We start from the raw sequence: 26216 nt of genomic DNA on the forward strand, positions 1-26216 counted from the left end.
CACGATGTTAAATAAAATGATTGATTGGTCGATAGATAATCGGCTACTGGTGGTTATTGCACTCATCACCACTATGGCCGCCGCTATTATTGCCATTCCAAATTTAAATCTAGATGCATTTCCTGATGTCACTAATGTTCAAGTTGCGATAAATACCGAAGCACCTGGCTTAGCCGCTGAAGAAGTAGAGCAACTCATCACCTACCCGATTGAAGCGGTGATGTATGCCTTGCCTGATGTTGAACAAGTACGGTCAATATCAAAAACGGGGTTATCTGGCGTTACTGTGGTTTTCAAAGAAGGCACCGATATATATTTTGCTCGTCAATTAGTTTTTGAGCGGCTACAAGCGGCAAAAGCACTAATCCCTCAAGGCGTTGGTTCACCTGCAATGGGACCTAATACCTCAGGCTTAGGTCAGGTCTTTCAGTACTTACTCATTGCTGACAAAGAGGCGGGTTATAACTCAATGACCTTAAGAAGTTTAAATGATTGGCTAGTGAAATTATTGGTTATGCCAGTAGATGGTGTAACTGATGTTTTATCTTTTGGCGGTAGTGTTCGCCAATATCAAGTCAACATTGAACCCAGTAAATTACTTTCTTATCAGTTAAGCCAAGATGACATAGTTACCGCACTTGAAAACAACAATGCCAATGTGGGTGGTTGGTATATGAACAGAGGACAAGAGCAATTAGTTATACGAGGCACAGGTTGGTTTAATAGTGGTGAAGCGGGATTAGCAGACATTAAGCAGGTGCCAGTGAAAACCGTGTCTGGCACGGTAGTCACTATCGCAGATCTCGCCAAAGTAACTTTGGGGAGTGAAATTCGTCAAGGCGCGGCGACCATGACACGCAGAAACAAAAATGGCGAAGTTGAACGCTTGGGAGAAGTCGTTTCAGGTATCGTATTAAAGCGTATTGGCGCAAATACCAAGGCCACCATTGACGGAATTAACGCTCGAATACCCATGATTAATCAAGCCCTACCCAAAGGTGTGCGCTTTGAGCCTTTCTATGACCAAGCCGATTTAATTACTCAAGCGGTTAATACTGTTGTTGAAGCACTTGCCTTAGCTTTTATATTTATTGCGGTGATACTCGCCTTATTTTTAATGAATTTAACCGCAACATTTTTGGTGTTAATTTCGATACCTATCTCGGTCGCTATTGCGCTAATGGTAATGTCTTGGCTAGGGTTATCAGCTAATTTAATGTCATTAGGCGGGATTGCGGTCGCAATAGGTATGTTAGTTGATGGCTCGGTGGTGATGGTTGAAAATATCTTTAAACATTTACACCACTCTAGCGATCCCAACCATAAAAATAGCCAGCAACAAGATATCCCACTACAGCTAAAAGCAGCAGGAAAAGAAGTTGCTCGCCCGGTATTTTTTGCCGCAGCCATTATTTTGGTGGTCTTTACGCCACTGTTTAGTTTTGAAGGGGTTGAAGCTAAACTTTTTCAACCTATGGCTATTAGCATTATTTTAGCCGTAATATCTGCCATCCTAGTCGCACTTTTTGTAGTGCCGGCACTAGCAACGTTTATGTTTAACAAAGGTGTAAAAGAAAGGGAAAGTTTTATATTAACGCCTTTAGATAAGCTCTATCGAACAAGTCTTAAAGCCGCGATGAAACGTCCTAAACTTGTGGTGTTTACTTGCATATCATTACTGGTTGTAGCTATATCATTGGTCCCCCAAATAGGCACAGAGTTTGTACCCGAACTTGAAGAAGGCACCATTAACTTAAGGGTCACTTTAGCCCCATCATCGAGTTTGGAAACAGCGTTAGCAGTAGCGCCTATTCTTGAAGAAAAGTTAATGGCGTTTCCTGAGGTAACCTACGCACTCAGCCGCATTGGCCGGGCTGAAATCGGTGGCGATCCTGAGCCCGTTAATAACATTGAAATATACCTAGGATTAAAGCCAGTATCACAATGGCGTAGTGCTAAAAGTCGCATCGAATTGCAAACGTTAATGGCAGAGGACCTTGAACAATTTCCTGGCTTACTGCTTAATTTTTCACAGCCAATTGCGACCCGTGTTGATGAATTACTGTCTGGGGTCAAAGCGCAACTGGCTATTAAATTATTCGGTCCAGAATTATCCGTACTCGCCAGTAAAGGCGAAGAAATTGCAGCGGCGATAAAAGAGGTGAAAGGCGCGCGTGATGTCGCCTTAGAGCAAATAGCAGGAGAAGCCCAATTAGTCATAGAGCCAAAAAGACAGCAACTTTCTCGTTTTGGTTTGTCGGTTGGCGATGTTATGGATGTCATTAAAGATGGCATTGGCGGGGTGAGTGCTGGGCAGATAATTAACGGTAATGAGCGCTATGATATTTATGTCAGATTAGAAGAAAAATATCGTAACAGTCCAGAAGCCATTTCAGACCTTCGTTTACAATCGCCAACAGGTGCTTGGGTCCGTTTAGGAGATATCGCCACCATCACCTTTGAGTCAGGCCCACCACAGGTACGTAGAGATAATGTTCAACGCCGAGTCGTTATTCAAGCAAATGTACAAGATAGAGATATGGGCAGTGTTGTTGCTGATATTCGTGAAATAATTGCCAGCACAGTAGACTTACCCTCAGGTTATTCTGTGGTTATTGGTGGTCAATTTGAGAATCAACAACGTGCGCAACAGAGACTATTACTGGTGGTGCCACTCTCATTGGCATTAATTGCTTTGTTACTTTATTTTGCTTTTGGCTCGTTGGGTCAGGCGATGTTAATTTTGGTTAATGTCCCCTTAGCGATTATTGGCGGTGTATTCTCGCTTTATCTTAGCGAACAATATTTATCTGTGCCGAGCTCTATTGGTTTTATTACGTTGTTTGGTGTTGCTGTGCTCAATGGCGTTGTTATGGTTGAGCGGATAAACCAGCATATTAGAGAAGGCTTATCAACGTCACAAGCAGTTTTCGACGGTGCGACATCGCGACTACGTCCAGTGTTAATGACCGCGATGACTTCCGCTTTGGGGTTGATCCCGATGATGATGTCTAATGGCGTGGGTGCAGAAATACAACGCCCCCTCGCGAGTGTTATTGTTGGCGGATTAGTCACCGCAACTTTTTTAACCTTATTTGTCTTACCTGTTTTATATAATTTTTTCTCTGCGGCGAAAATTAAACAACTGATAAAAGATTAATATTATAGAACCCCTGAACAAAAATTGTTGAGGGGTTTTATTTAAATTAACAGCCAATATGCTTAATCGGTAAGACTATAAATTAGCGGTTATAAAACCAAGAATCACCTAGGTTTACTGATCAAATTTGTAGTCACTATTATTGATCAAATAATGTTTAAATTCTGCTAATGGTAAAGCTTTAGTGTAATACCAACCTTGACCAAATTTAATATCCATTTTCAGTAATTCGTCTACTTGTAATCTATTTTCAATACCTTCAGCAATAATACTCGCGCCTAACTTATCCGCTATTGAAACAATATTTGGTATTAGGGTTGATCTAATTGAGCCTGTCTCAACTTCATCAATAAATGACTTATCAACTTTTAAGGTATCAATATCTAACAGCTTTAATTGAGATAGATTAGAGTAACCTGTGCCAAAGTCATCAATAGAAATTTTAATACGACTTTTTGACAGTACTTCTAAGGTATTGCCCACTTTGCTGTAATGTAACTCTTCATCTTCTGTTACCTCAAAGCAAACTTCAAGATTCGGTGTTATATTTTTAAACAGTTCGACTCCTTTGAGGATATTACCGTTATTGATATCTTTAGGATAAACATTAATGGAAAGATAAAAGGGTTCATTGATAATCTTAATATCTTTAAAATCGTCAATGGCTTGCAAGATAAGGTCTTCCGTCATCGACCAAGACATATCTAATTCAGCCACCACTGAAATAAATTGATCAGGGTAAAGCGGACCAATATGGTCTTCAAATCGAGCCAGTAATTCACAGCCAATAACCTTACCCGTTTGTAACTCAACAATAGCCTGATAATGTGGCTTAATACTTTTAAAAGATAAGGCTAATTTTATTCTTCTTTTGGTACTATAAATGTAACTATAAATCGATTGATAAGCATGTAAAGTTGCCACACCTGAAATCAAAGAAATAAACATTAAAATTAATAAAACAGGTGCAAGTTGGAATTCTGAAAAGTTTTTTTGCACAATAGCCACACAGATTAATCCTTTAGGGCCACAAAATTCAAAAGAGTGCGATAGTAATCCTGAGCTAAAATAAGGCTGACTACTTGTTGATTTTTTTTGATATATTCCAGGTTCACCAAAAAGATGAATAATTTCTTCACCTTTGAGTGCTAGCAGTTCATAGTTTTTAAATTTTCTGTGTTCATACAAAACACCTTGAAATGATGCGACTAAATTATAATTGTCCTTACGAATAACAATACCTTGTACCTTTCTATCGAAAGTGATCAACTTATGGTTAAACCAGAATTCATGGCCGTCCAGCATAAAGTCATAGCTAGGTCCCTTAATGGGTGTTTTTAAGATGCCAATTCCTGTGGTACAGGTCAATACGCCATTTTTGAGGAAGCCTATGTCCCTAATGTCATTTGATTCAAATTGAGATTTTCGCATTGCTAATAAATTTTCATCAGAGCAATAAGTAAAGTTTTGGTTATTTAATGACTCAATAACGTCATATCCATAAGCTGTGGTATCCATTAAATCGCTAAGTATATATTCTCCTTGCTCTAAAAGCTGACTTTTTAAGATGTAGGAGTAGCTATAAAATATCACCGTTAAACTAAAAATTATCCCACTTAAAAATGCCAAATACTTGGTAATTGAACCCATTCTTTGCATATACACAGCCCCAACTCAATTTATAACGTAATGATAATAATCATTTTAATATTTAGTTATAGGTCAATTTTTATGATAATACTAGCGCTCAAGTGATTAGTCATCGCTATAATTGCCCCTTGGCAAGTCAGTAGGTATTTTTAATCAATTGAGGCTTCTTTGTGGCGAGCACTTCATTAAGATATTAGCCTATTAATGAAAGTATTACAGATTAGTAGCGTAAAATTAAAGTGCTTAATTGATACTGGTTAACGGTATTGCTAAATAGCCCCACAAAAGAATGCCTGTTGCGGTGGTGTTCACTCTGCTAATAACAGAGTTGTAAACGTTAGCAATCATGTTACGTTTTGGGTTTGAAGTGAGCTGAAAAATCAAGTAATTGCTCGGCTGGTTTTGGTCGGCTAAAATAATATCCTTGCACTAAATCACAATCTAACTCTGCTAGTAAAGCAAGCTGTGACTGAGTTTCAACGCCTTCGGCAACAACAGTCATACCTAAGCTATGAGCCATAACAATAATAGTTTTAACTAACTGACAATCAGCCTTATTTATTGTGATCCCTTGAATAAAGCTTCTATCTATTTTGAGCACATCAAAGGCATATTCTCTTAAATAACTTAATGATGAATACCCAGTACCAAAGTCGTCCATTGATAGTTTTATACCTAGTTTTTCAACTTCAATTAAGGCGTCATGAATATAAGATTGACCACTCATTAACACCCCTTCAGTAATTTCAATTTCAAAACTGCTCGCATTAATCACTTCCTCATCAAGACAGTTTTTAATAAAAGTGAGTAACTCAACATCTCTAAATTGCCGAGGTGATATATTCACAGCCATAGTGTATGTTTTATGATCTTGTTTTTGCCATACATTTAAAAAGCTTAATGCTTGTTTAATAACAAACCGCCCAATCGGCACAATAAGGCCGGTGTGTTCGGCAATAGGAATAAATTCAACTGGCGCGATATTACCTAAAACAGAATTATGCCATCGCAACAGTGCTTCAACACCAATGACATTGCCACTTTTGACATCTAATTGAGGCTGATAATATAGCTCAAATTCATTACGTTCTAGTGCGCCATGCATTTGTTCTTCAATTTCAAAACGGCGCAACATCACAATATTCATTTCTTTAGTAAAAAATGAATACGTATTGCGACCTAAAGATTTTGCTTCATACATTGCGGTGTCAGCATTACGCAGTAGATCAGAGCTAGTGCAGCCATTTTCAGGGTATACAACAACACCAATACTTAAGGTAAGTATTAATTCTCTGCTATCAATATTAAAAGGTTCTCTAAAGGCTTGGAGTAAATTTTCAGCAATAATTGTTGCATCATGATGGCAGGTAATACCGCGCAACAGTACAATAAATTCATCCCCTCCTAAGCGGCCAACCGTATCTTCTTTTCGAACAACGTTATTTAAGCGCTTTGCCGATTTGATCAGTATTTTATCACCCATTTCATGACCCAATGAGTCATTAACTTTCTTGAAATCGTCTAAATCAAGAAAAAGGACGGCTATTTTCTCATTATTTCTTTCGGCTTCAATCAGCATTTGTGATAAACGGTCGAGTGATAAAAACCGGTTAGGTAATAAAGTTAAGGTATCAAAATAAGCTTGGTTGCGAATTATTTCAGCAGACTTGTACTGTTCGCTAATATCCCGAATAATAGTTACTATTTGGTTATATTTTGCCAAATAGCTCATTCTAGCTTCAAAATATGCTAATCCATAAGGCATATTTAGCTCATATTCGAAAGTTATCATCTCTTCTTGCTGTTGTATTTTAGCCAAATGAGTTTCAAATTTTTTAACGACCTCACTAGGTAATAAATCTGTCATACGTTGGCCAATAAAGTGCGCTGGTGAAACGAAAAGTTTTTTTTGTTCGCTTGCACGATAATCGATAATGGTCCCATCGACTTCCATTAAGAAGAATAAATCAGGGATAGCATCAATAATGGTTTTAAGCATATGGTCTTTGAATAGCGCTTGCGACTGTGCATACTTAACATCAGCTAAATTGACATCAATACAGTACATTTGTTTTTTATTATATTGATTAGTAAACATTACATGACTTGAAAGGACATTAATATCATTGCCATTTTTATGAGACAAGATGATCTCTGCAGTAGGAATTTTTATATCTTTGTTTATCCAATCATTGTGTGCCGCAACAACTGAATCACGCATAGCGGCGGGGATAATTAAGTCTTCTAATTTTTGTCCGCGAGCTTCTTCCTGGGTAAAACCGTAAAGTAACTCACTGCCTATATTCCAATAAATGACTCGCCTATTTTCATCATATCCTTGCACAGAAACAACATTCACTGCATCAAATAATTGGTGCAGTGAATCATTAATCACGTATTGTTGGAGCGCTATTTTGTTAACATTGTTTGATATCATATTAAGCTAAATCCAAAAGTTCCTTCTATTTTATAATAGACGTCAACTGTCGATTTGACAGCTAAAACATAATTAAATTTGAGCGCTATCAATGTATTAATAGCTATATAATATTAGAACAACAGTCTGTTTATAGCAAAATCCACTAGGATTAAAATTATTCAAAAGTAACCTTAGGGTAAATCTGAAATATTAAGAAGATGTTTAACTGGTAAGAGAAAAAGCATGTCGATAAATAAACGATTTCTTGTGGTTATTTATCTCCCCTAAAATTGGGCGGTTAAGCGTAAAGTAAAGATGAGTAAATCACTTACTGATTTGTCTCCAGAAGGTGATGAAATAAATTGAAGATCAGGTTTGATATTTATTTTGTCATTTATTGGAAATAGATAAAATAACTCAGTAACTTGCTCACTATCCGCTCCAACAACATCCGCTTGGGTGAACCCTAGGCCCAAGGTATCTTCTTCACTGAAAAGTCATTGGTAATTAACGCCAATACTAAAATGCTGATCTACAGCAACGACTTTTTTCTTTGCTTGTCCCCATTGCATAAAAGCACTAAATTTTTCATTAAAATAATGATCAGCAACGATATAGATATCTGTTGAGCTTGCTGATATTCGATCGCTACTTTCAAGATATGAATGATTCCAAGCACCCAATTTCACCGAACTATTACCTTGGTAGTGCCACTGCACTTCGGCAATAGAGAAAAAATCATCAAAGTGATTATACTTAGCACTACTTTCGTAATAACCAAGTCGAGTTGTTATCGCTGAATTCAACTTATATTGGCTATAAATGCCTATACTTGGCTGAGGATAGGTGGGAAGACCTTGAATTGTTGGACTCACCCCCATAGAAGAGTTAATAAATTCCAGACCATATTCTGTGAAGGCAAAATCACTATTGGCGTCCATCTGTCCTAGCTTAATAAATAATTTTTTGTTGAGTTTTACCGCAAAAATAACTTCATATGCATGGTTAAAGTCTTGTTCATCAATATTACTAAACCCTTGAATATCAATAGCAATATCAGAACCTTGTTCACCACGTTGTACAGCATACCCTACTGAAATATAACTTTGCTTGCCAATAAGGTTAGTTAGATTTGTTTCAAAGCCAACATTGAGCAGACCGCGTATTACATTTTTAGAAAAAGTATTATTATCAATAAAAGAACTGTCGACAGTAATATCTGCATTAAATATAGTTTCTAACGCTTCAACCTCGGTTGTAGCAATTGTAATAAAAAAGAGTGTTATTGAAGAAATTTTATTTAACGTTTTTTTTAGCACAGTTCTGATACTCGTATTTTAAACAGACTTACATTAATTTTTTAAATTATACACAAATTAACTAATGGGTAACGTGCAATTAATGAAACGACTAGCGAAACTATACCTTTATCTAAATAACGATCTAACGCTATATAGCAGTTAAAAAGGTAAAATTACTGTTTAGATCAAGCAAGTTATAGTACATAGTTGCAATATATAGAAAATTTGCTAAGGTTTTCTTGGTGTTTATTCGTAGTGCCATTGAATTAACTTAAGGTGTGCTGCAACTCATTGTTTGTTAAAAAAGCTGTTAACCCTATTACTACAAATAAGTCATCAGATTAAAAACTATAGTAACAAGCTTGACCGAAAAATCCTGTTATTATCAGGGACAACGTAATTTCGTACTTAGCCACTTTTACTGTAGTAATTAAGTAAATATAACCCAGTATTTCTGATGATAGATAACGAGACGTATTATTGCTATTTATAAGTTATTTTTAAGACAATTAATTAATAAAATCATTCTATTGATTTTATTGGCTAATATTTTTTTTGTTTCACTGCCTGCTCTCGCTCAACAATATCGTTTTACGTTACTCAATGTTCAAGATGGCCTTCCTTCACTAAATATCAATCAAACATTTCAACAAAGCAATGGCTTTATTTGGCTGGCAACAGATGCTGGAGTTAGTCGTTTTGATGGTAAAGGATTTGAGCATTACAAGTTCTCTCCAGGTAGTCCACGGCACATAAGCCACAATTTTATTACTAACATAGTAGAAGACAATGACGGTAATATTTGGTTAACAAGCGAACATGGGCTAAATAAAATTCGTCCTGATGGTAGTGTTGTCATTTACTTACAAGATGCTAAAAAATCCTAATAGTTTATATTCAAACTGGACTGTATCTCTGCATGTTAATCATCAAAACGAGTTATGGATTGGCACAGGTAGCGGACTAAACCTATACAATAAAATAAAGGATAACTTTCAATTTATACCTTACTTTTCAGATGGTAATAAGTACCTTGTCACTATTTACTCTATGGTAGAAGATAAACTGGGACAGATATATACGATAACATCTAACGGTCTCGCTTTATTAAATAGAGAGCAAATGATTTTACAAGCAGTAGTGACCGATAATGCCGAGCACACAACACTTCTTGGTAAAGTAACGATGACTGCCGTTACTGATAACCAAGGCATACTTTGGATGGGTAGTGAAGCAGACGGTCTTATTTCATACAACCCTAAGACGAAAGCGGTTAAAAACTTTAAGCATACGCCAAATAATATTAATAGCCTTGCCGATAACAGCATTTATGCTTTGTCTTTGAGCGAGCAAGGTGATTTGTGGATTGGCCATGCCTATAAAGGAATAACAATATTTACACCACAAACGAATACTTATCAACATATTAAAAATCAACCCTTTTCTCTTTCAAGCCTTCCTTCTAATATGATCACCCACATATTTTTTGATCGTTCAGGCATGGCATGGATCTCAACCGACAATGGTATAGCCACCTATAGTCCATATACGAGCGCAAGCTATATATACCCTAGAAAAGCTGACAACAAAGGTCTTTCAAGTAATTTAATTAACCACATAGTCATCGATAAAAATATAGCATGGTTAGCCACCGGACAAGGGCTTAATACCCTCAACTTAGAGACCAGTGAAATTAGCCATATAAATTTAGATGGCCTGACTCAATATAAATTTTCTCATGATAGCATTTGGAATATTTCTCTCATAAATAATGAACTCATGTGGTTATCATCTGATCAAGGTATTAGCTTATTCAATCATCAAGCCAATACATTAAATCACTTTGATAATGCTAATGGCAATTCACAAGGCTTTCCAAGTAACGAATTTTATACACTCACCCAAGATAAAAACAATGAGATGGCTATATGGATAACAGGCTATATAAACGTTGGATTACTATTGTTTGATCAAGAAAAGGGCATCAATAAACAATTTCTCAATACCGAAAATAATAAATATTACGATGAAGGGAATTTTACCTATCAAACGCTTATCGACGATAATGGCGCTATGTGGATGGGAACTACTGACGGTATATTTAAAGTCGACCTTAACACTGGCGCATCAACCCAATACAATCTTGGTATTAACGGCGCAAATGTCAGGGTCAGTGGCATAATTCGTCTAGCATCTGGAGATATTTGGGCAAGCACACAAGGCGGTGGGCTGGTTCGTTTATCTTTTTCGGGGCCTGATAAACGCACTGTTAATATTAAAACAATGATCAAAAAAAATGACCTTTTCAACGGTCAATTAAAATCAGTTGTCGCTCAAGGAGAGAGTCGACTTTGGTTTACTACCAGTAATGAACTCTACATGTATAACATTTATACTCAGCAAGTAACTCAGTATAAGTCTTTACTCTTGGACAAAAATTTTAACTTCATTGAAGCGGCTATTGCCATCGTTGATAACACCTTACTATTAGGGACCAACAAAGGCTTAATTCGTGTTGAAACAGATAAGTTATCGCAAAATAACTTTAACCCCCCGATCCAAATAACTGAGATCCTAGTTGCCAATAAGAGCACGGTAATAGTCAGTGATAAAACATTTTCTGAAAGCTTGGTTCTCGATGGTGAAAACCCCAATATTCAAATTTATTTTGCTTCGCTTGATTATACAGCACCTAAAAACAACCATTACCGATATCAGCTTAAAGGTTTTGATAGTGATTGGGTTTACAGTGAGAATACTAATTTTGTTCAATACACTAATTTAGATCCGGGCAGTTATCAGTTTGTTGTCCAAGGAACAAACAGTGATGGCGTATGGAGTCGAGATCAATCGACAATGATGATCAAAGTTGCCATGCCCATTTGGTACTACCTCTTTATGGTGTTATCACTTATTACGCTTGCTGTTTCAATTCGTTATATCATGTTTAAAAAACAAAAGTTGATAGAGCTGCATCAACGAGCAAACTACGACGCCTTAACAGGATTGGCTAATCGCTATTATTTAAACCAAAAATTAAACGAATTAGTTGCTAAAAAGGACAGTTATTTTGCCATTGTCTTTGTAGATATCGACCATTTTAAAGAAGTTAACGATACCTTGGGCCACGACGCAGGTGATCAGTTGATTATTCAAATAGGTAAACGATTGCAATCATGCTTAAGAGCTCACGACCTTTTAGCTCGCTTAGGCGGTGACGAATTTGCCATTATCATTATTACCTCCCCTGATGATGATGGCCTTGCGCATATAGTTGAAAGAATGCACAAACGTATTAGTGCTTTGTATCATATTGATGATCAACGGGTTAAAAGTTCAGCAAGTATTGGTGTCGCCAAATTTCCTCATGACGGAGATGACAGTAAAACGTTACTTAAAAATGCCGATATTGCCATGTATGCAGCTAAAAATTCAGGTAGAAATAACGTTAACTATTACAGCCCCATTTTAAGTAAAAAAATGTTAGAAAAGTTTGAAATTCGCAATGCCTCAACACCAGAGTAACTTGAACCTTGTTATTGATATAGTAGTGAATTAATTGTCTTGCATCTTAATTTTCATACTTATTAGACTGGTCTTCTTAGCGGTATTCTAGAATAAATGATTATTAATATAACCTCTAGCCTCAGCGCTGGTTGTGTAAACTGCTGAGCCGGTTTTGTCGCCAAGAACATTCCAGATAATGGTGCTGTTATCGGTAACATCTTTCAATATCACTGTTGAGTTTGCAGAGAAAGTTAGATAGTTAGATAGTTGGCGATATTAAAAATCCAAGAGCCATCGATACCTTTACCATCAAGCGTTAAGGTTTTACCTATCGCTATGGTTAAATAATTTATTGTGCTGTAAATACCCCCTCAAGTGTTTCGTCGTTGGTACCAAAAGTGGTTGATACGAGTTCTGTTCCTGTACCCATATCTTTTATATCTTGTTGCACAGACGTAATAAGCGCTTCCTGATTGTTAATGATGGGCGTCAGCTCAACAACTAGCGCCCAGCCAAATTACTTGTTCAGCCATTCACCTCTGATATTGTTACTATTCATTTATCAAAGATAATACAGTGCTGAGCTAACTAACTAAACTCGTCAAAGCGAGTACTGTATTTACAAAGAACAGGAGGATATAACTAGACTTTATTTGTTATCATTCACTGGTAGATGTAACTTTTTTACTGGAATTAAATGTCACAATAAAATGTGCTAATCCAGATTTTTCTTTGGCGGTTAAATGTAGGCTAAGTTTGCTTCTGCGCCAAATAATATCTTCAAGATCAACAGCCCATTCTTGTTGAATTAAGTACTCTACCTCGCGTTGGTAAAGACCGGCACCAAAATACTCACCCATGCCTTCTAGTGAGTTAATTCCAGCCAAGATTTTATGACTTAACGTACCGTAAGAGCGAACATAACGCTTAATTATTTGACAGGGTAACCAGCTATATTGGTGTTGCAAGCTGGTTTGTAAATTGTGTTGATTGTCAAAATCGCCCCCTGGTAAAGCAGTATCTGCTGTTATACATTCACCCGCATCGGGAAAATGATCAATAATTCCATTAACTGCAGCTTCAGATAATTTACGGTAAGTGGTAATTTTTCCACCAAATACTGATAACAAAGGCGCTTTTCCCTTAGGTGCATCTACTTCGAAAGTATAATCACGGGTTACCGCTGCAGGCGAATCTGATTCGTCATCGAGTAAGGGCCTAACGCCTGAATAAGTCGCGATGATATCTTTGTTTGATATTTGGTGTTTAAAATGGTCATTAACTACCGAGATTAAATAATCAGTTTCTTCTTTTGAAATACAAGCTGTCGCGGGATCACCGATATGCTCTATATCCGTTGTTCCAATCAAAGAGAAGTCATTTTCATAAGGAATAACAAAGACAATACGTTTATCTTCATTCTGTAAAATATAAGCCTGCGACTCGTTATGAATACGCGGCACTATAATGTGGCTACCTTTAATTAAACGAATTTTTTTAGGTGATGGCTTTTTTAATGCTTCATCGAAAATACTTGTTACCCATGGACCGGCAGCATTTACTAACGCTTTAGTTTTAACAAGCTGTTTTCCCCCGGTGATATTATCATTGAGTGTTACTTCCCAAATATCACCAACTCTTTTTGCATCTGAGCAACGAGTACGCGTCATAATATTCGCGCCTTTATCTCTAGCGGCAATGGCATTGAGAACCACCATCCGAGCATCATCAACCCATGCATCAGAGTATTCAAATCCCTTAGTGATTGTATCTACAACGGGACTATTTTTATCAAATTTAATTCCCTTTGAGCCCTTTAATGTTGCTCGTTTAGCTAAGTTATCATACATAAACAAGCCAATTCTTATCATCCAAGAAGGGCGTAGATGACTACGATGAGGTAAACGAAAACGTAAAGGCCATATGATATGGGGCGCATTTTTTAATAAGATCTCACGTTCAGCAAGCCCTTCTCGAACTAAGCGAAACTCATAGTACTCGAGATAACGTAAACCGCCATGAATAAGTTTACTGCTATTTGATGAGGTTGAGGAGGCAAGATCATTCATTTCACAAAGTAAAACATTTAACCCTCTACCTGTTGCATCGGCAGCAATGCCTGTACCGTTGATCCCCCCACCAATAACGAGTAAATCATAAATAACGCTTTGATCTTTCATATTGTTCCTTAGTTGCGACCAGAGGAAATTACTTTAGCCCTCACTATTTTGTCGCTTGCCTTTACTTAACGTTGATATTATTTGCTGAACAATACAACCAATGTGAAAACAAAGCAATAAATTACGAACATAAACGAACATATCTTTATACTTTTTTGATAATTAAAGAATTGTTGATTATAAAAAATTTATTTAGCAAGTAGGCTTTAAACTAAACCTTAGGAGAAGGAGCTATATATTGCTAACAGTTAGTGCTAATAAATAATGATTATAAATTAAACTAAATGTAAAGTGACGTTATGATCTGAAAGGATTTTCTGTATTTCATCAGGAGGAGGAGCATCGGTAAAAAAGTGATCTGCTTGATTAATATTACCTAAGCGTACCATAGCGTTACGACCAAATTTTGAGTGATCGGCCGCTAAAATCACTTGCCGTGAATTGGCAATAATAGCTTGAGCTACTCTAACTTCTCGGTAATCAAAATCTAAAAGTGAACCTTCGATATCAATACCACTGATGCCAATAATACCAAAGTCCATACGGAAATTTTTAATGAAGTCTTCCGTTGTTTCACCTATGACGCCGCCATCTCTATGGCGAACTTCGCCACCAGCAATAACAACAGAGAAATCTTCCTTGGCACCCAGTATAGAAGCAACATTTAAGTTATTCGTCACAACTTGAAGGCTTTTATGATCCAATAAGGCACGCGCAATGGTTTCTGTGGTTGTACCGATATTGATAAAAAGAGATGCTCCATTGGGTATCATGCGCACTAACTCAGCAGCAATTTTTTCCTTGGCCTGAAGATCCATAATTTTTCGTGTTTGATAATCAGTATTGACAGTACTTGATTCAATGCCGGCACCACCATGATGACGTGAAATTTTTTGTACTTTAGCTAACTGATTAAGATCTCGGCGAACCGTTTGTGGTGTCACCTTAAAGTGTTCAACAAGTTCATCAATGCTGACAAAACCGCTTTTTTTAATCATCTCTAAAATTAACGCTTGTCGTTGCTGTTGTGTCATTAAACTTATACTTTATGAATTAGATGTCGCTATTTTGCCACCTGCATCGATATAAGCAAACAAATTAACTAATAATATTTTATATAATCGTTTAGTTGTTATGTATAAACCACAAAATGAACATAAGTGAACTTAAGTGAAAATTTAACAACGCATTGTAATTCTTCAGCACTGACGACAATTTAGAAGCACTATCTGAATAGAAATAACATTATTTATTATCCTTTGTTTAGATAACAAAAGTTGTTTTAGACAGCGTTGATGGCGCTCACAACACTGTAAAATCGTGTGCTAGCTTTGACAGTTTTAATAGTGAATATTGTCAAAATGAACCTGTGGTAAAGACATTACACTGCGGCAACCAGTACATCAGATAATGTGTTATTGGTATTCATGTACACGAACGGAATAAAAAAACACTTACCCTTTTAAAAATTACCCATGCTTTAATACCAGCAGTTATAGAGAGGCTTCTACTATCTTTATTGTTATCATTAAAACATTATAGGTATCGAAAGAGTCATAGCAGATATAGATTATATCGCGTGACCTAGGGCTGTGTTATATAATTCTCTTGAGGGATTAGCAGATATGTAGCAAAGAGAAAGGCATTTCGATTCCAATTAGATAAAACAACTTATGATAATTTATATGACGACTGAAAATTTCCGTACACTCCATACAAAGTAAGTAAAAGCATTATCTAGATCAAAACCTATCAGTCAAATAAGTAATGATTTTTAACTAATGATTAGGCTAAAAAATGTCTGAATTTATAGTTTATAATAAGGCATTTATTCAACGAATAAATGCTTATTGATAATAAAAAAGCTGATGATATATATAGGATTATCAGCTTTTAAAATCGACGATAATTAATTATGATGTAAACTATTTTAAGACTGTTTTTTAAATTTACGTGATGCAAAACCTGTCATTGCCAATAAAAAAATAGCAAATGTCGATGGCTCAGGAACCGTAGATGGCTCACGAACGTCAACACTACGTACGAAAAATGCTCCTACAGTATCGTCAACGTTATTGGTTAGGAAACCTCCTCCCCAAATATCTATACCTAGATTAACGGCTGCAATACTTGATATTGCATTTAAACCGCCTAAGTTGCTTAAACCATCGTTGTCCGTATCAGCGAGTATCCCCTGTATTAAGGGTAATCCGCCAGGACCTCCGCCAAATTTTTCATGGAGATCTTGCATAGCTACTATGCTAGCCGTTGAATGTCCTAGTCCTAGCCCGAATCCTAGAGAACCGGTTCCGTCTACTCCCAGTGTGATACCAACATTTTTAAATAGCGAGATTAATTCTACGTCTGTAGCCAAATGAAACCCATCAGCCGCCCACTGATTAGAACCTTGGAGAGCATCTAAGTTCATACCATAAAAAATTGATACATCTAACCACTCAGTTTGACCAACAGTATCGACAGTCAGTAATCCATCTGCTGCTGCTGAGTAATCTTTACTTATTAATCCTGCATTGGCATATACACCTGCAACCATAGAGCACATTATTATTAATTGCTTTAAAAGTTTAAATTTCATTGGGTTTACCTCTTATAATAAATAATCGTAGAATAAATATTCGCAGAATGAATAACATAATTTTTATTATGCAAATAAACCACTCTACTCACTTATTACTGCAAAAAATATACCAATGAAAATAATAACTAAATTCAACGACATAGAGTAAAATAAAATAATAACATTATTAAATTGTAAACTATTATGAGAAATGACTAACCAACCTTTATGACATCAGACTGCTAAACTAGATTGTAAACCGACCAAGGGCGACAAAACTTATGTTCGCTATTAGTACTTTCCAATTAAGTTAATAAATTACTATAGTAAGTAATGTCAGTGAGCTTTAAATCTTCAATCAAGTAATATGATCGTTAAACTAGGGTTTAACTCGTTCTTCTACGGTGAGAGGGTCGAACTAAAACCGACGGGTAAATAGCTTGTCAGTCATCTTGAATGGATAAGAATACAATCAGCAGAATCAGTAAGATAGATTACTGTATCAGAATATACACTAAAACAAAAAAAGCCTGAATAACGAATTATTCAGGCTTTTTTTATGCGTATTGCTAAAGCAAAACGGGCTTAAAAAGAGATTATCTTTTTGCCAATTTTTCTTTAATACGTGCTTTACGGCCAGATAGCTCGCGCAAGTAGTAAAGTTTAGCTTGACGTACATCACCGCGACGTTTGACTTCAATAGAGTCAACAATAGGGCTATGTGTCTGGAATACACGTTCTACACCAACACCGTTCGAGATTTTACGAACAGTGAATGCAGAATTGATGCCACGGCTTTTTATTGCAATAACTACACCTTCAAATGCTTGAAGACGTGATTTATCACCTTCTGTAACTTTTACTTGTACAACAACAGTGTCGCCTGGTGCGAATGCTGGTAAATCTGTTTTCATCTGCTCTTTTTCGAGCATATCAATAATGTTACTCATAATACCTTCTTCCTAGGGTTCACAGGCATCAACAAAATCATTTATTATTTTCTTTAATAGAAGCTAACATTTTTTTTTGTTCTGCTGTCAGAGCTAGGTTAGTTAATAGTTCTGGTCTTCTGGTCCATGTTCTTTCTAGTGACTTAAACATACGCCATTGCTTTATGTGTTCGTGATTACCACTTAATAGCACTTTAGGTACCGACATAGCTTCTATTGAAGTGTCGAGTACTTCTGGCCTTGTGTAATGAGGACAATCTAATAAACCCTCTGAGAAAGAATCTTGCTCAGCTGACTGATTATGTCCTAAAACACCGGGCACAAAACGTGCTATAGCATCGATCATGTTCATTGCGGGGAGTTCTCCACCACTCAAAACATAATCACCGACAGACCATTCTTCGTCGATTTCCGACTCAATTAATCGTTCGTCTATGCCTTCATAACGCCCTGCTATAAATAGCAGCTTATTATGTTGTGCTAATTCGCGTACACCAGCTTGGTCGAGTTTACGTCCCTGCGGCGACAAATATATAACCTTGACTTGTTCTTTATCAGAACTACTATTATCACCTATCGCAGAATCTGCAGCGAAATTCGCAGCATCTTTTGCAGCTTTAATAGCATCACGTAGCGGTTGCACCATCATTAACATGCCCGGACCACCGCCATAAGGACGGTCATCAACGGTTCTATGTTTATCGTGCGTAAAGTCTCTTGGATTCCACTTATGAAATTCAATTAACCCGTTACGGATCGCTCGGCCTGTCACCCCATACTCTGTAATGGCGTCAAACATTTCAGGAAAAAGGCTTATCACCCCATACCATCGTTTGTTTGTTAAAACACTATTACTCAAGTTAGAAACCTGGGTCCCAGTCAACACAAATTTGTTTATTTTCAGCACTAATTGATTTTACAACTTGTTCAAAAAGATACGGAATTAAACGCTCTTTTTGACCAAAGCCGTCATTACGATTAGCTTTAACAACCAGTACATCGTTAGCGCCAGTTTCTAAAATTTCAGAAACATGACCAAGGTCGTAACCTTTGTCAGTAACAACAGACATGCCGATCAAATCGCGCCAGTAAAACTCCCCGTCGGGCAATTCTGCTAGTGCGCTTTCGTTGACAAATATTTCTGATCCGACAAGCTTTTGGGCTATATCACGATCATCAATACCAGCAACATGAACAACGAGTCCGTTATTATGTTTGCGCCAATCAGATATATCGACTGATTGTATTTTATTCCCTAATTTTAGAGACCAAGGAAAATAGTCTAATATAGCTTCGGTTTCATCAGTGAACGAATGAATTTTCAACCAACCTTTGATACCGTAAACTGCGCCTACTTTACCTAAGATGACTTCTTTATTTATTTCTTCCACAACAACTCCTAAACCTACTAAATTAATTAAGCTGCTACTTGAGCGTCTTTAACTAACTTAGCCACACGATCAGATAAACCAGCACCCTGACCAACCCAATGGTTGATACGGTCTAGGTCTAAGCGTAATTTCTCAGCTTGACCTTCTGCTGTTGGGTTAAAAAAGCCAACTTTCTCGATGAAACGACCATCGCGAGAGTTACGGCTATCTGCAACAACAACCTGATAGAATGGACGCTTTTTGGCGCCGCCACGAGCTAAACGAATGGTTACCATATCGCCCTCTATTATTTAAAGTGTTAAAACGAATTTTCCAGACATTTCCTGACACCCTAGGTGACAGAAAAGCTCGCGTATTTTACGCTTCCTAGGATAAATAGCAAGTATAAAGATCGCCCAGTGCTAATGATAAACCTGAAATGACTAAAGACTAAAAGCAAAAAAGGTAGCGAACGCTACCTTTTGAAATTAAATATTGTTTAACTTAACGGCCGAACATCCCGCTACCTGGGCCACCGCCTGCACCGCAGCTTAGAGGCATCATGCCTTTCCACAGGATATTGCCGCATCATTATTTTTTATAAATGATGTTATCTTAACGGCTGAACATTCCACCACCTGGGCCACCACCTGCACCGCCGCCTGGAGGCATCATGCCTTTCCATAGGGTATTACCGCATCATTATTTTTTATAAATGATGTTATCTTTAACGGCCGAACATCCCGCCACCTGGGCCACCGCCTGCACCGCCTGGAGGCATCATGCCCTTCATTGAGCGCATCATTTTCTGCATGCCACCTTTACCAGACATTTTTTTCATCATTTTTTGCATTTGCATAAATTGTTTTAATAAACGATTCACATCTTGAATTTGAGTACCTGAACCTGCAGCAATTCTACGTTTTCTAGAACCTTTAATAATATCAGGACGCTCACGTTCACCTTTAGTCATAGAGCTAATAATAGCTTCCATTCGTAAGGTTAATTTATCATCCATTTGATCTTTAATTTTATCTGACATATTGCCCATACCTGGCAATTTGTCCATCATGCTAGTCATGCCACCCATGTTTTTCATTTGCACAAGTTGCTCACGAAAATCTTCTAAATCAAAACTTTTACCACTTTTAAATTTTTTGGCTAATTGCTCAGCTTTCTTCTTATCAACCTTTTGTTCAACTTCTTCGATTAAAGAAAGTACATCGCCCATACCAAGAATACGTGAGGCAATACGGTCAGGATGGAAAGGTTCTAATGCTTCAATTTTTTCGCCAACACCCATAAATTTAATAGGCTTGCCGGTAATATGGCGAATAGAAAGCGCAGCACCGCCTCGAGCGTCACCGTCAGTTTTGGTCAGTATGATACCGGTTAACGGTAAAGCGTCACCAAAGGCTTTCGCTGTGTTTGCCGCATCTTGTCCCGTCATTGCATCAACGGTGAATAATGTTTCTATTGGATTAATAGCCGCGTGTAGATCTTGTATCTCAGTCATCATGTCTTTATCGACATGTAAACGACCCGCAGTATCAACAATTAATACATCAAATAAAAACTTTTTAGCATGTTCAATAGCAGCATTAGCAATATCTATTGGTTTTTGCGAAATATCACTTGGGAAAAATTCAATATTAATTTCGTTTGCTAATGTTTCTAGCTGTTTAATAGCAGCCGGACGATAAACATCGACACTGACGACTAATACCTTTTTCTTTTCACGCTCTGTTAAGTATTTTGATAACTTTGCCACAGAGGTTGTTTTACCCGCCCCTTGTAAACCTGCCATTAATACAATGGCTGGCGGAGCCGCTTTTAAATTAAGGGTCTCGTTGACTTCACCCATAGCGTGTTCAAGTTCTTTTTGAACAATTTTTACGAAGACTTGTCCTGGAGTAAGACTTTTAGAGACATCTTGACCAACCGCGCTCTCTTTTACTTTAGCGATAAAATCACGAATAACCGGTAAGGCAACATCCGCTTCAAGAAGTGCCATACGCACTTCACGTAATGTTTCTTTAATGTTGTCTTCTGTTAATCGGCCACGGCCGCTGATATTTTTTAACGTTTTCGTTAAACGATCGGAAAGATTCTCAAACATGTATGACTCTATATTGTTCTGAATATAAAAATTATTGCATATTATACCCGCCAATAAAATAAGCGAAAGGATTAATAGCAAATCCTCTCAGTTTCTTCATCCTCATTAGCGTTAGATTTATCAATTAACTACAAGAGTAAAGAACAGCAGAACAGATAAATAAATCGTCGTTATTTGATAACGACTAATGCACCTTAATATAAGTATGGTAAGCTGTAGGTTGGTTTAACTTTTATATAATTAATATAGTGACTGTCTTGGAATATTTATCTGCATTACTGACAAACTTTTTAGCCCTAAGTGCTGAAGCAAGTCCTTGGTTATTATTAGGTTTACTCATCGCTGGTTTAATGAAGTCTTGGGTACCCACTAAAATTTTAAGTCAACATTTAGGCGAAGGGAAACTCGCTATTATTAAAGCCGCACTCATTGGCGCACCTTTACCTTTATGCTCATGTGGTGTTATCCCTGTTGCGACTGAATTACGTCGCAGTGGCGCTTCCGCTTCTGCAACCTCATCCTTCTTAGTTGCGACCCCAGAAACAGGCGTTGACTCTGTTTCTGTTTCATATGCTTTATTAGGACCAGTGTTTGCTATTTATCGTCCAATAACTGCGATATTTTCTGCTATTATTACAGGCTTATTGGTTTCAACGATAAAAAAAGAAGATATTACTCTGCCAAAATCAGCAACTGAAGATGCACCTAGTTGTTGTCCAAGTAAGAAAAAAATAGTTAATGAACCTGTACTTGCAACAGAAAATGTAACGTCTTCATGTTGTGCCAGTGAAAAAATCACTGTACCACCAACAAAATCTACAAGCTTTATCAGTAAAACCACCTCAGGTATTCATTACGCGGCAACGCAATTGATAGACGATATCATTATTTGGTTATTAGTCGGCTTGGTTTTTGCCACGTTAATAAAAACATTTTTACCCGCATCTTTTTTACTTAGCTACGGTAGTGGTTTAGGCGCAATGTTAGTGATGATCGTTATATCAATCCCTATGTATATTTGTGCCACTGCATCGACCCCTGTCGCCGCTGGCTTTATTTTAGCCGGTATATCTCCTGGCACGGCGTTGGTCTTTATGATGGCTGGCCCTGCAACCAATATTTCAACATTGGGCGTCATTAAAAATGAAATGGGCAGCAGTGTTTTAATCCGGTATTTATTAGGTATTTCGTCGTGTGCAATTGGCTTTGGCTTACTACTTGATTGGGGCTTGGCGTTTTTTGATATTAATATTACGCAGCAAATGCAACATAGCCATGAGTTACTACCCTTTTGGTTTGGGTTAACTTGCGCAGGGTTAATTGCCTTTTTATCAATAAAGCCTTTAAGAAAATTAGTTTTATAGTTTTAATATAGGGTGTATTACCCGCATTCTGATAGAATCGTTTGCAGGTATAAATACCTAACTTTTAAGTTCTTGTGTGGGAGCACGTTGTGAGTTTTTCGGATATTTGTTCTTTAATTGCATTTTTTGCTTATGCTGTAGCAACTTCTGCAATGTTATTACGTTTATTTCACCCTAAAGGGCCTAATTTAGTTTTTGTATTATTTTTTGGCTGTTTAGCTATGGTGCTTCACACGTTAAGTAATGCACAGTTTTTAGTTGCTCAAGCGGATATTAACTTTGCATTGCCTAACGTTATTTCTTTAGTCAGTTTAATTATTTGTTTATCAGTCTCTGCATTTGCTTTGCGCTTTAAGGTGAATTTACTCTTACCAGTTATTTATGGTTTTGCGGGTATTTGGCAATTTTTGATGGTATTCATACCGAGTGTTGAACAAGCCCCCTTAATTAATCACCAATTAAGTGTAATAAGCCATGTAACGCTTGCACTGCTCTCTTATTGTACGCTGATTATTGCGACACTTTATGCGTTTCAAGTGGCTTACATCCATTTTAAATTAAAAACAAAAAATTTGGCGGCGGTCAATCATTTACCGCCACTGATGCAAGTTGAAGGTCAGCTTTTTATTATATTAAGTATTGGCACGAGTTTTTTATTACTCAGCCAAGTGATTGGCTTCTTATTTTTAGATGGGATGATCTCACACGAAAACTTACATAAAACAATATTGTCTATATTAGCCCTACTGGTCTATTCAACGATACTCTGGGGTCATTACAATAGGGGTTGGCGAGGACATCGAGTATTAATATTAATGGTTACCGGTAGTGCTTTATTAACATTGGCATATTTCGGTAGTCGATTTGTTAAAGAATTTATTTTACTGTAAATTATCAAAATAATGGTCATTAAATAAGTATATAACGTACTTAATGACTATCTATAACACAACATAGGGTTCCTTTTTTGGACAACATATCAACGGAAATGCTCTTTGCCATTCTTGGCATTCTAATTATTCTATCAGCCTATTTTTCAGGATCTGAAACTGGCATTATGTCGCTTAACCGCTATCGACTTCGCCATTTAGAAAAACAAAATCATCAAGGTGCTAAACGCGTCAGTAAATTATTAGAGCGTCCAGACCGTTTAATTGGTTTAATACTTATTGGCAATAATCTTGTTAATATAGCGGCCTCTGCGATTGCCACTATTATCGGCTTACGTTTATTTGGTGACATGGGTGTGTTGGTTGCAACCATTGCATTAACACTTGTTGTACTTATATTTTCTGAAGTAACCCCAAAAACATTAGCGGCGTTATACCCTGAAAAAATCGCTTTTCCAAGCTCAGTTGTCTTATCTGTTTTATTGAAGCTGTTGTTCCCTTTCGTTGTTGCTGTAAATTGGATCACTAACGGTTTATTGCTATTAATCGGTGTTAGTTCTGAACAACGTGTTCATCACAGTTTAAGCTCAGAAGAACTTAGAACCGTTGTTAATGACTCTGGGGCTATGTTACCCGAGCGCGATCAAAATATGTTGGTCGGTATTCTTGATTTAGAGAAAGTGACCGTTGAAGATATTATGATCCCACGTAATGAGTTAGTGGGCATTGATATTAATGATGACTGGAAAAAGATTCAAAAACAACTGGCACAATCAAACCATACCCGTGTGTTATTGTATCGAGACAATATGGATGATGTTGTCGGTTATATTCATCTACGTGATGCATTGAAACTCTTATTCAAAAATCAATTTACTAAAACCACCTTAATCAGAGCAATAAAAGAATTATATTTTATTCCCGAAGGCACCACCCTGAATGTGCAACTATTAAAGTTTCAGCATGCCAAAGAACGATTAGGCTTAGTCGTCGATGAATATGGTGACATTCAAGGTTTAGTAACCCTAGAAGATATTTTGGAAGAAGTCGTTGGTGACTTTACAACAACGATGACGCCGACGACAAGTGAAGAGGTTAATGCACAACCTGATGGCAGTTATTTAGTCGATGGTAGTGCTACGGTAAGGGATATTAATAAAGAAATGACATGGAATTTCCCTACCGATGGCCCTAAAACATTAAACGGCTTAATTATCGAATATTTAGAAGATATACCAGAAGCTAATTTAAGTGTACGTATAGCAGGTTACCCTTTAGAAATTGTTGATGTCTCAGATAATATGATCAAAACAGTTAGGATCCTTCCTGAACTTTATCTCGATAATGATAAAGAAAAGTAGCAAGTTTGGTTACACCACAGATATAACACAAGGCCTTAAATCATCATTTTAAGGCCTTTTTTTATGAAATCCTTATCATAGTAACAATTACTTTTAGATGCTCTTATTTCTTCTTTTGTGGATAATAGCAGCAAGCCACAAAGTTATTCACAGAGTTATTCACACCACTTGATCTAATAATGATTTTTCCACAATTTCTGTGGATAACAAAACGCAGCCCAATAAGAGCCAGCCCTCAAATAATGCAATGCCTTTCTTTAATATTTATGAAGTTTTTTTTACAATAATTTTTATGATAAGAAACGAAAGCCTTTGCGAGCATTTTTACTGCAAAGAGATTATATAAGCACTATTTATGCTACATGTTATCACTACTTATGTTATGTAACTCGGCGAACAATCATTGGCTTTAATTTAGCCTTAAAACTAAAAAGCATGACCTTTTTATAAAAGACCATGCTCACAAAGCTAATTACAGTTATATCGACAAATAAACTTTATGCAAAAAATAATCGCCATAACCAACCATGATTTAAATCTGCTTCACAGCTTTTTAATTGGCTACTGTAGCGCCGTGCTCGGTTATCGACTTTGCGGGCGACTTTTGCCAGCCAAGGCTTCTGTTTATAAGAGCGACGTTTAAAGCCCCCCCAACCTTCGTGATAATTTAAATATTGGTTGTAAGCATCCCATTTAGAGACCTTATTAATTTTCTGTGTTTTAAATATAAACCAACCCATAAAATCGATAGCGTCGTCAAAGTCATCACGGTCGGCGCCAGAATTGTCTGTTTCTTTAATATAATCATCCCAAGTCATCGTTTTTGCTTGAGAGTAACCGTAAGCAGTACTTACCCGACCCCAAGGGATAAAACCCAGTAAATAGTCTCTAGGAGGCAAAGCATCGGCTCTAAATGAACTTTCTTGGAACATCATACTCATGGGCACATGGATAGGCACTCCCCAACGCTCACGCACTTCTTTGGCAGCAAAATACCAATCACGGTGTTCACGAAAAATTTCACAGATATTTTCAGGATTTTTTGGCGGTGATGTAGCACAACTTGAGAGGAGTATGATGCTGAACAATGAAATAAGAAAAGGTTTAATAAACGACATAACATCAGTACGTTATTGGATTGGATATTGTTATCATGCCAGAAAGACGACCTTATACCAACTAGATAATAGTGAGAGTAGTAGTGTAAAAAATATTTTTCATTTTAAATGAAACATTATTGAACTAAAACTAGAACTGCCACTCTTACTTAGCAGTGTTTATGTTTCTCCCTTAGTAGTTATGTTTTTATTGCGCATTCTTTTTTAAGTAATGCGTTTTTTTTTGCCTAAATTTCAGTAAAATTTTAT

The 26216-nt window shown here is 36.9% G+C and carries 19 protein-coding genes; 6 read left to right on the plus strand and 13 right to left on the minus strand.

The window, feature by feature from the left end; translation table 11 throughout:
• Positions 1–4 precede the first annotated feature (4 nt).
• A complete protein-coding gene (locus H4J57_RS09140) occupies positions 5–3160 on the plus strand; it encodes an efflux RND transporter permease subunit (RefSeq protein ID WP_182242575.1) in 3156 nt (1051 codons plus the stop codon).
• A gap of 114 nt (positions 3161–3274) precedes the next feature.
• Here the strand turns inward: H4J57_RS09140 and H4J57_RS09145 are convergent, their stop codons facing one another.
• The 4 genes from H4J57_RS09145 to H4J57_RS09160 all read right to left on the minus strand — a co-directional run bounded on the left by H4J57_RS09145 (position 3275) and on the right by H4J57_RS09160 (position 8548).
• Positions 3275–4819: an EAL domain-containing protein gene (locus H4J57_RS09145; protein WP_182242576.1), complete on the minus strand. Its 1545-nt coding sequence runs from the start codon at positions 4817–4819 to the stop codon at positions 3275–3277.
• Between the two features lie 340 nt (positions 4820–5159).
• Complete coding sequence (locus tag H4J57_RS09150) at positions 5160–7247, minus strand: EAL domain-containing protein (protein WP_182242577.1); 2088 nt, start codon at positions 7245–7247, stop codon at positions 5160–5162.
• A 266-nt stretch (positions 7248–7513) separates the two neighbouring features.
• Positions 7514–7705, minus strand: coding sequence for a carbohydrate porin (locus H4J57_RS09155; RefSeq protein ID WP_182242578.1), 192 nt, complete (start codon positions 7703–7705; stop codon positions 7514–7516).
• Positions 7706–7726: 21 nt separating this feature from the next.
• Positions 7727–8548, minus strand: coding sequence for a carbohydrate porin (locus tag H4J57_RS09160; RefSeq protein ID WP_182242579.1), 822 nt, complete (start codon positions 8546–8548; stop codon positions 7727–7729).
• 521 nt (positions 8549–9069) lie between these two features.
• Here H4J57_RS09160 and H4J57_RS09165 point away from each other — a divergent pair.
• Positions 9070–9417: a two-component regulator propeller domain-containing protein gene (locus H4J57_RS09165; protein ID WP_182242580.1), complete on the plus strand. Its 348-nt coding sequence runs from the start codon at positions 9070–9072 to the stop codon at positions 9415–9417.
• Positions 9401–12055, plus strand: coding sequence for a ligand-binding sensor domain-containing diguanylate cyclase (locus H4J57_RS09170; RefSeq protein WP_182242581.1), 2655 nt, complete (start codon positions 9401–9403; stop codon positions 12053–12055). The genes H4J57_RS09165 and H4J57_RS09170 overlap by 17 nt, the downstream gene beginning before the upstream one ends.
• Before the next feature lie 641 nt (positions 12056–12696).
• Here the strand turns inward: H4J57_RS09170 and glpD are convergent.
• From glpD to ffh, 8 genes are all read right to left on the minus strand, one after another.
• A complete protein-coding gene (gene glpD / locus H4J57_RS09180) occupies positions 12697–14217 on the minus strand; it encodes a glycerol-3-phosphate dehydrogenase (protein WP_182242582.1) in 1521 nt (506 codons plus the stop codon).
• A gap of 275 nt (positions 14218–14492) precedes the next feature.
• Positions 14493–15251, minus strand: coding sequence for a DeoR/GlpR family transcriptional regulator (locus H4J57_RS09185; RefSeq protein WP_182242583.1), 759 nt, complete (start codon positions 15249–15251; stop codon positions 14493–14495).
• 896 nt (positions 15252–16147) lie between these two features.
• A complete protein-coding gene (locus H4J57_RS09190) occupies positions 16148–16813 on the minus strand; it encodes a PEP-CTERM sorting domain-containing protein (RefSeq protein ID WP_182221882.1) in 666 nt (221 codons plus the stop codon).
• Between the two features lie 578 nt (positions 16814–17391).
• Positions 17392–17745, minus strand: a complete 354-nt coding sequence (gene rplS, locus H4J57_RS09195; RefSeq protein ID WP_070375882.1) for a 50S ribosomal protein L19 — start codon at positions 17743–17745, stop codon at positions 17392–17394.
• Positions 17746–17782: 37 nt separating this feature from the next.
• Positions 17783–18604 carry a tRNA (guanosine(37)-N1)-methyltransferase TrmD gene (gene trmD, locus H4J57_RS09200; RefSeq protein ID WP_259366829.1) on the minus strand — a complete coding sequence of 274 codons (822 nt, stop codon included), beginning with the start codon at positions 18602–18604 and terminating at the stop codon, positions 17783–17785.
• 1 nt (position 18605) lies between these two features.
• Positions 18606–19136, minus strand: a complete 531-nt coding sequence (rimM, locus tag H4J57_RS09205; protein WP_070375881.1) for a ribosome maturation factor RimM — start codon at positions 19134–19136, stop codon at positions 18606–18608.
• A gap of 26 nt (positions 19137–19162) precedes the next feature.
• The gene (rpsP, locus tag H4J57_RS09210) at positions 19163–19411 is read right to left on the minus strand and encodes a 30S ribosomal protein S16 (protein ID WP_070375880.1); all 249 of its coding nucleotides are present in this window, start codon (positions 19409–19411) and stop codon (positions 19163–19165) included.
• A gap of 431 nt (positions 19412–19842) precedes the next feature.
• On the minus strand, positions 19843–21234 hold the full coding sequence (ffh, locus tag H4J57_RS09215; protein WP_070375879.1) for a signal recognition particle protein: 1392 nt from the start codon (positions 21232–21234) through the stop codon (positions 19843–19845).
• A gap of 257 nt (positions 21235–21491) precedes the next feature.
• On the opposite strand from ffh, the gene H4J57_RS09220 reads away from it, so the two are divergent.
• The 3 genes from H4J57_RS09220 to H4J57_RS09230 all read left to right on the plus strand — a co-directional run bounded on the left by H4J57_RS09220 (position 21492) and on the right by H4J57_RS09230 (position 24849).
• Positions 21492–22598 carry an SO_0444 family Cu/Zn efflux transporter gene (locus H4J57_RS09220; RefSeq protein WP_182242584.1) on the plus strand — a complete coding sequence of 369 codons (1107 nt, stop codon included), beginning with the start codon at positions 21492–21494 and terminating at the stop codon, positions 22596–22598.
• An 89-nt stretch (positions 22599–22687) separates the two neighbouring features.
• Positions 22688–23488 (plus strand): cytochrome c biogenesis protein CcsA, encoded by an 801-nt coding sequence (locus H4J57_RS09225; protein WP_182230281.1) that lies wholly within the window; start codon positions 22688–22690, stop codon positions 23486–23488.
• A 77-nt stretch (positions 23489–23565) separates the two neighbouring features.
• Complete coding sequence (locus tag H4J57_RS09230; RefSeq protein WP_182216728.1) at positions 23566–24849, plus strand: HlyC/CorC family transporter; 1284 nt, start codon at positions 23566–23568, stop codon at positions 24847–24849.
• Between the two features lie 497 nt (positions 24850–25346).
• Here the strand turns inward: H4J57_RS09230 and H4J57_RS09235 are convergent, their stop codons facing one another.
• Positions 25347–25967 (minus strand): hypothetical protein, encoded by a 621-nt coding sequence (locus tag H4J57_RS09235; RefSeq protein ID WP_182173615.1) that lies wholly within the window; start codon positions 25965–25967, stop codon positions 25347–25349.
• Positions 25968–26216: the final 249 nt, after the last annotated feature.

Source organism: Colwellia sp. BRX8-7, assembly GCF_014077275.1.
Taxonomy (GTDB): Bacteria; Pseudomonadota; Gammaproteobacteria; order Enterobacterales; family Alteromonadaceae; genus Colwellia_A.

Coding starts and splice junctions, on each gene's coding strand:
- H4J57_RS09140 (WP_182242575.1), top strand. CDS start 5: ATGTTAAATAAAATGATTGATTGGTCGATAGATAATCGGCTACTGGTG.
- H4J57_RS09145 (WP_182242576.1), bottom strand. CDS start 4,819: ATGCAAAGAATGGGTTCAATTACCAAGTATTTGGCATTTTTAAGTGGG.
- H4J57_RS09150 (WP_182242577.1), bottom strand. CDS start 7,247: ATGATATCAAACAATGTTAACAAAATAGCGCTCCAACAATACGTGATT.
- H4J57_RS09170 (WP_182242581.1), top strand. CDS start 9,401: ATGCTAAAAAATCCTAATAGTTTATATTCAAACTGGACTGTATCTCTG.
- glpD (WP_182242582.1), bottom strand. CDS start 14,217: ATGAAAGATCAAAGCGTTATTTATGATTTACTCGTTATTGGTGGGGGG.
- H4J57_RS09185 (WP_182242583.1), bottom strand. CDS start 15,251: ATGACACAACAGCAACGACAAGCGTTAATTTTAGAGATGATTAAAAAA.
- H4J57_RS09190 (WP_182221882.1), bottom strand. CDS start 16,813: ATGAAATTTAAACTTTTAAAGCAATTAATAATAATGTGCTCTATGGTT.
- rplS (WP_070375882.1), bottom strand. CDS start 17,745: ATGAGTAACATTATTGATATGCTCGAAAAAGAGCAGATGAAAACAGAT.
- rpsP (WP_070375880.1), bottom strand. CDS start 19,411: ATGGTAACCATTCGTTTAGCTCGTGGCGGCGCCAAAAAGCGTCCATTC.
- ffh (WP_070375879.1), bottom strand. CDS start 21,234: ATGTTTGAGAATCTTTCCGATCGTTTAACGAAAACGTTAAAAAATATC.
- H4J57_RS09235 (WP_182173615.1), bottom strand. CDS start 25,967: ATGTCGTTTATTAAACCTTTTCTTATTTCATTGTTCAGCATCATACTC.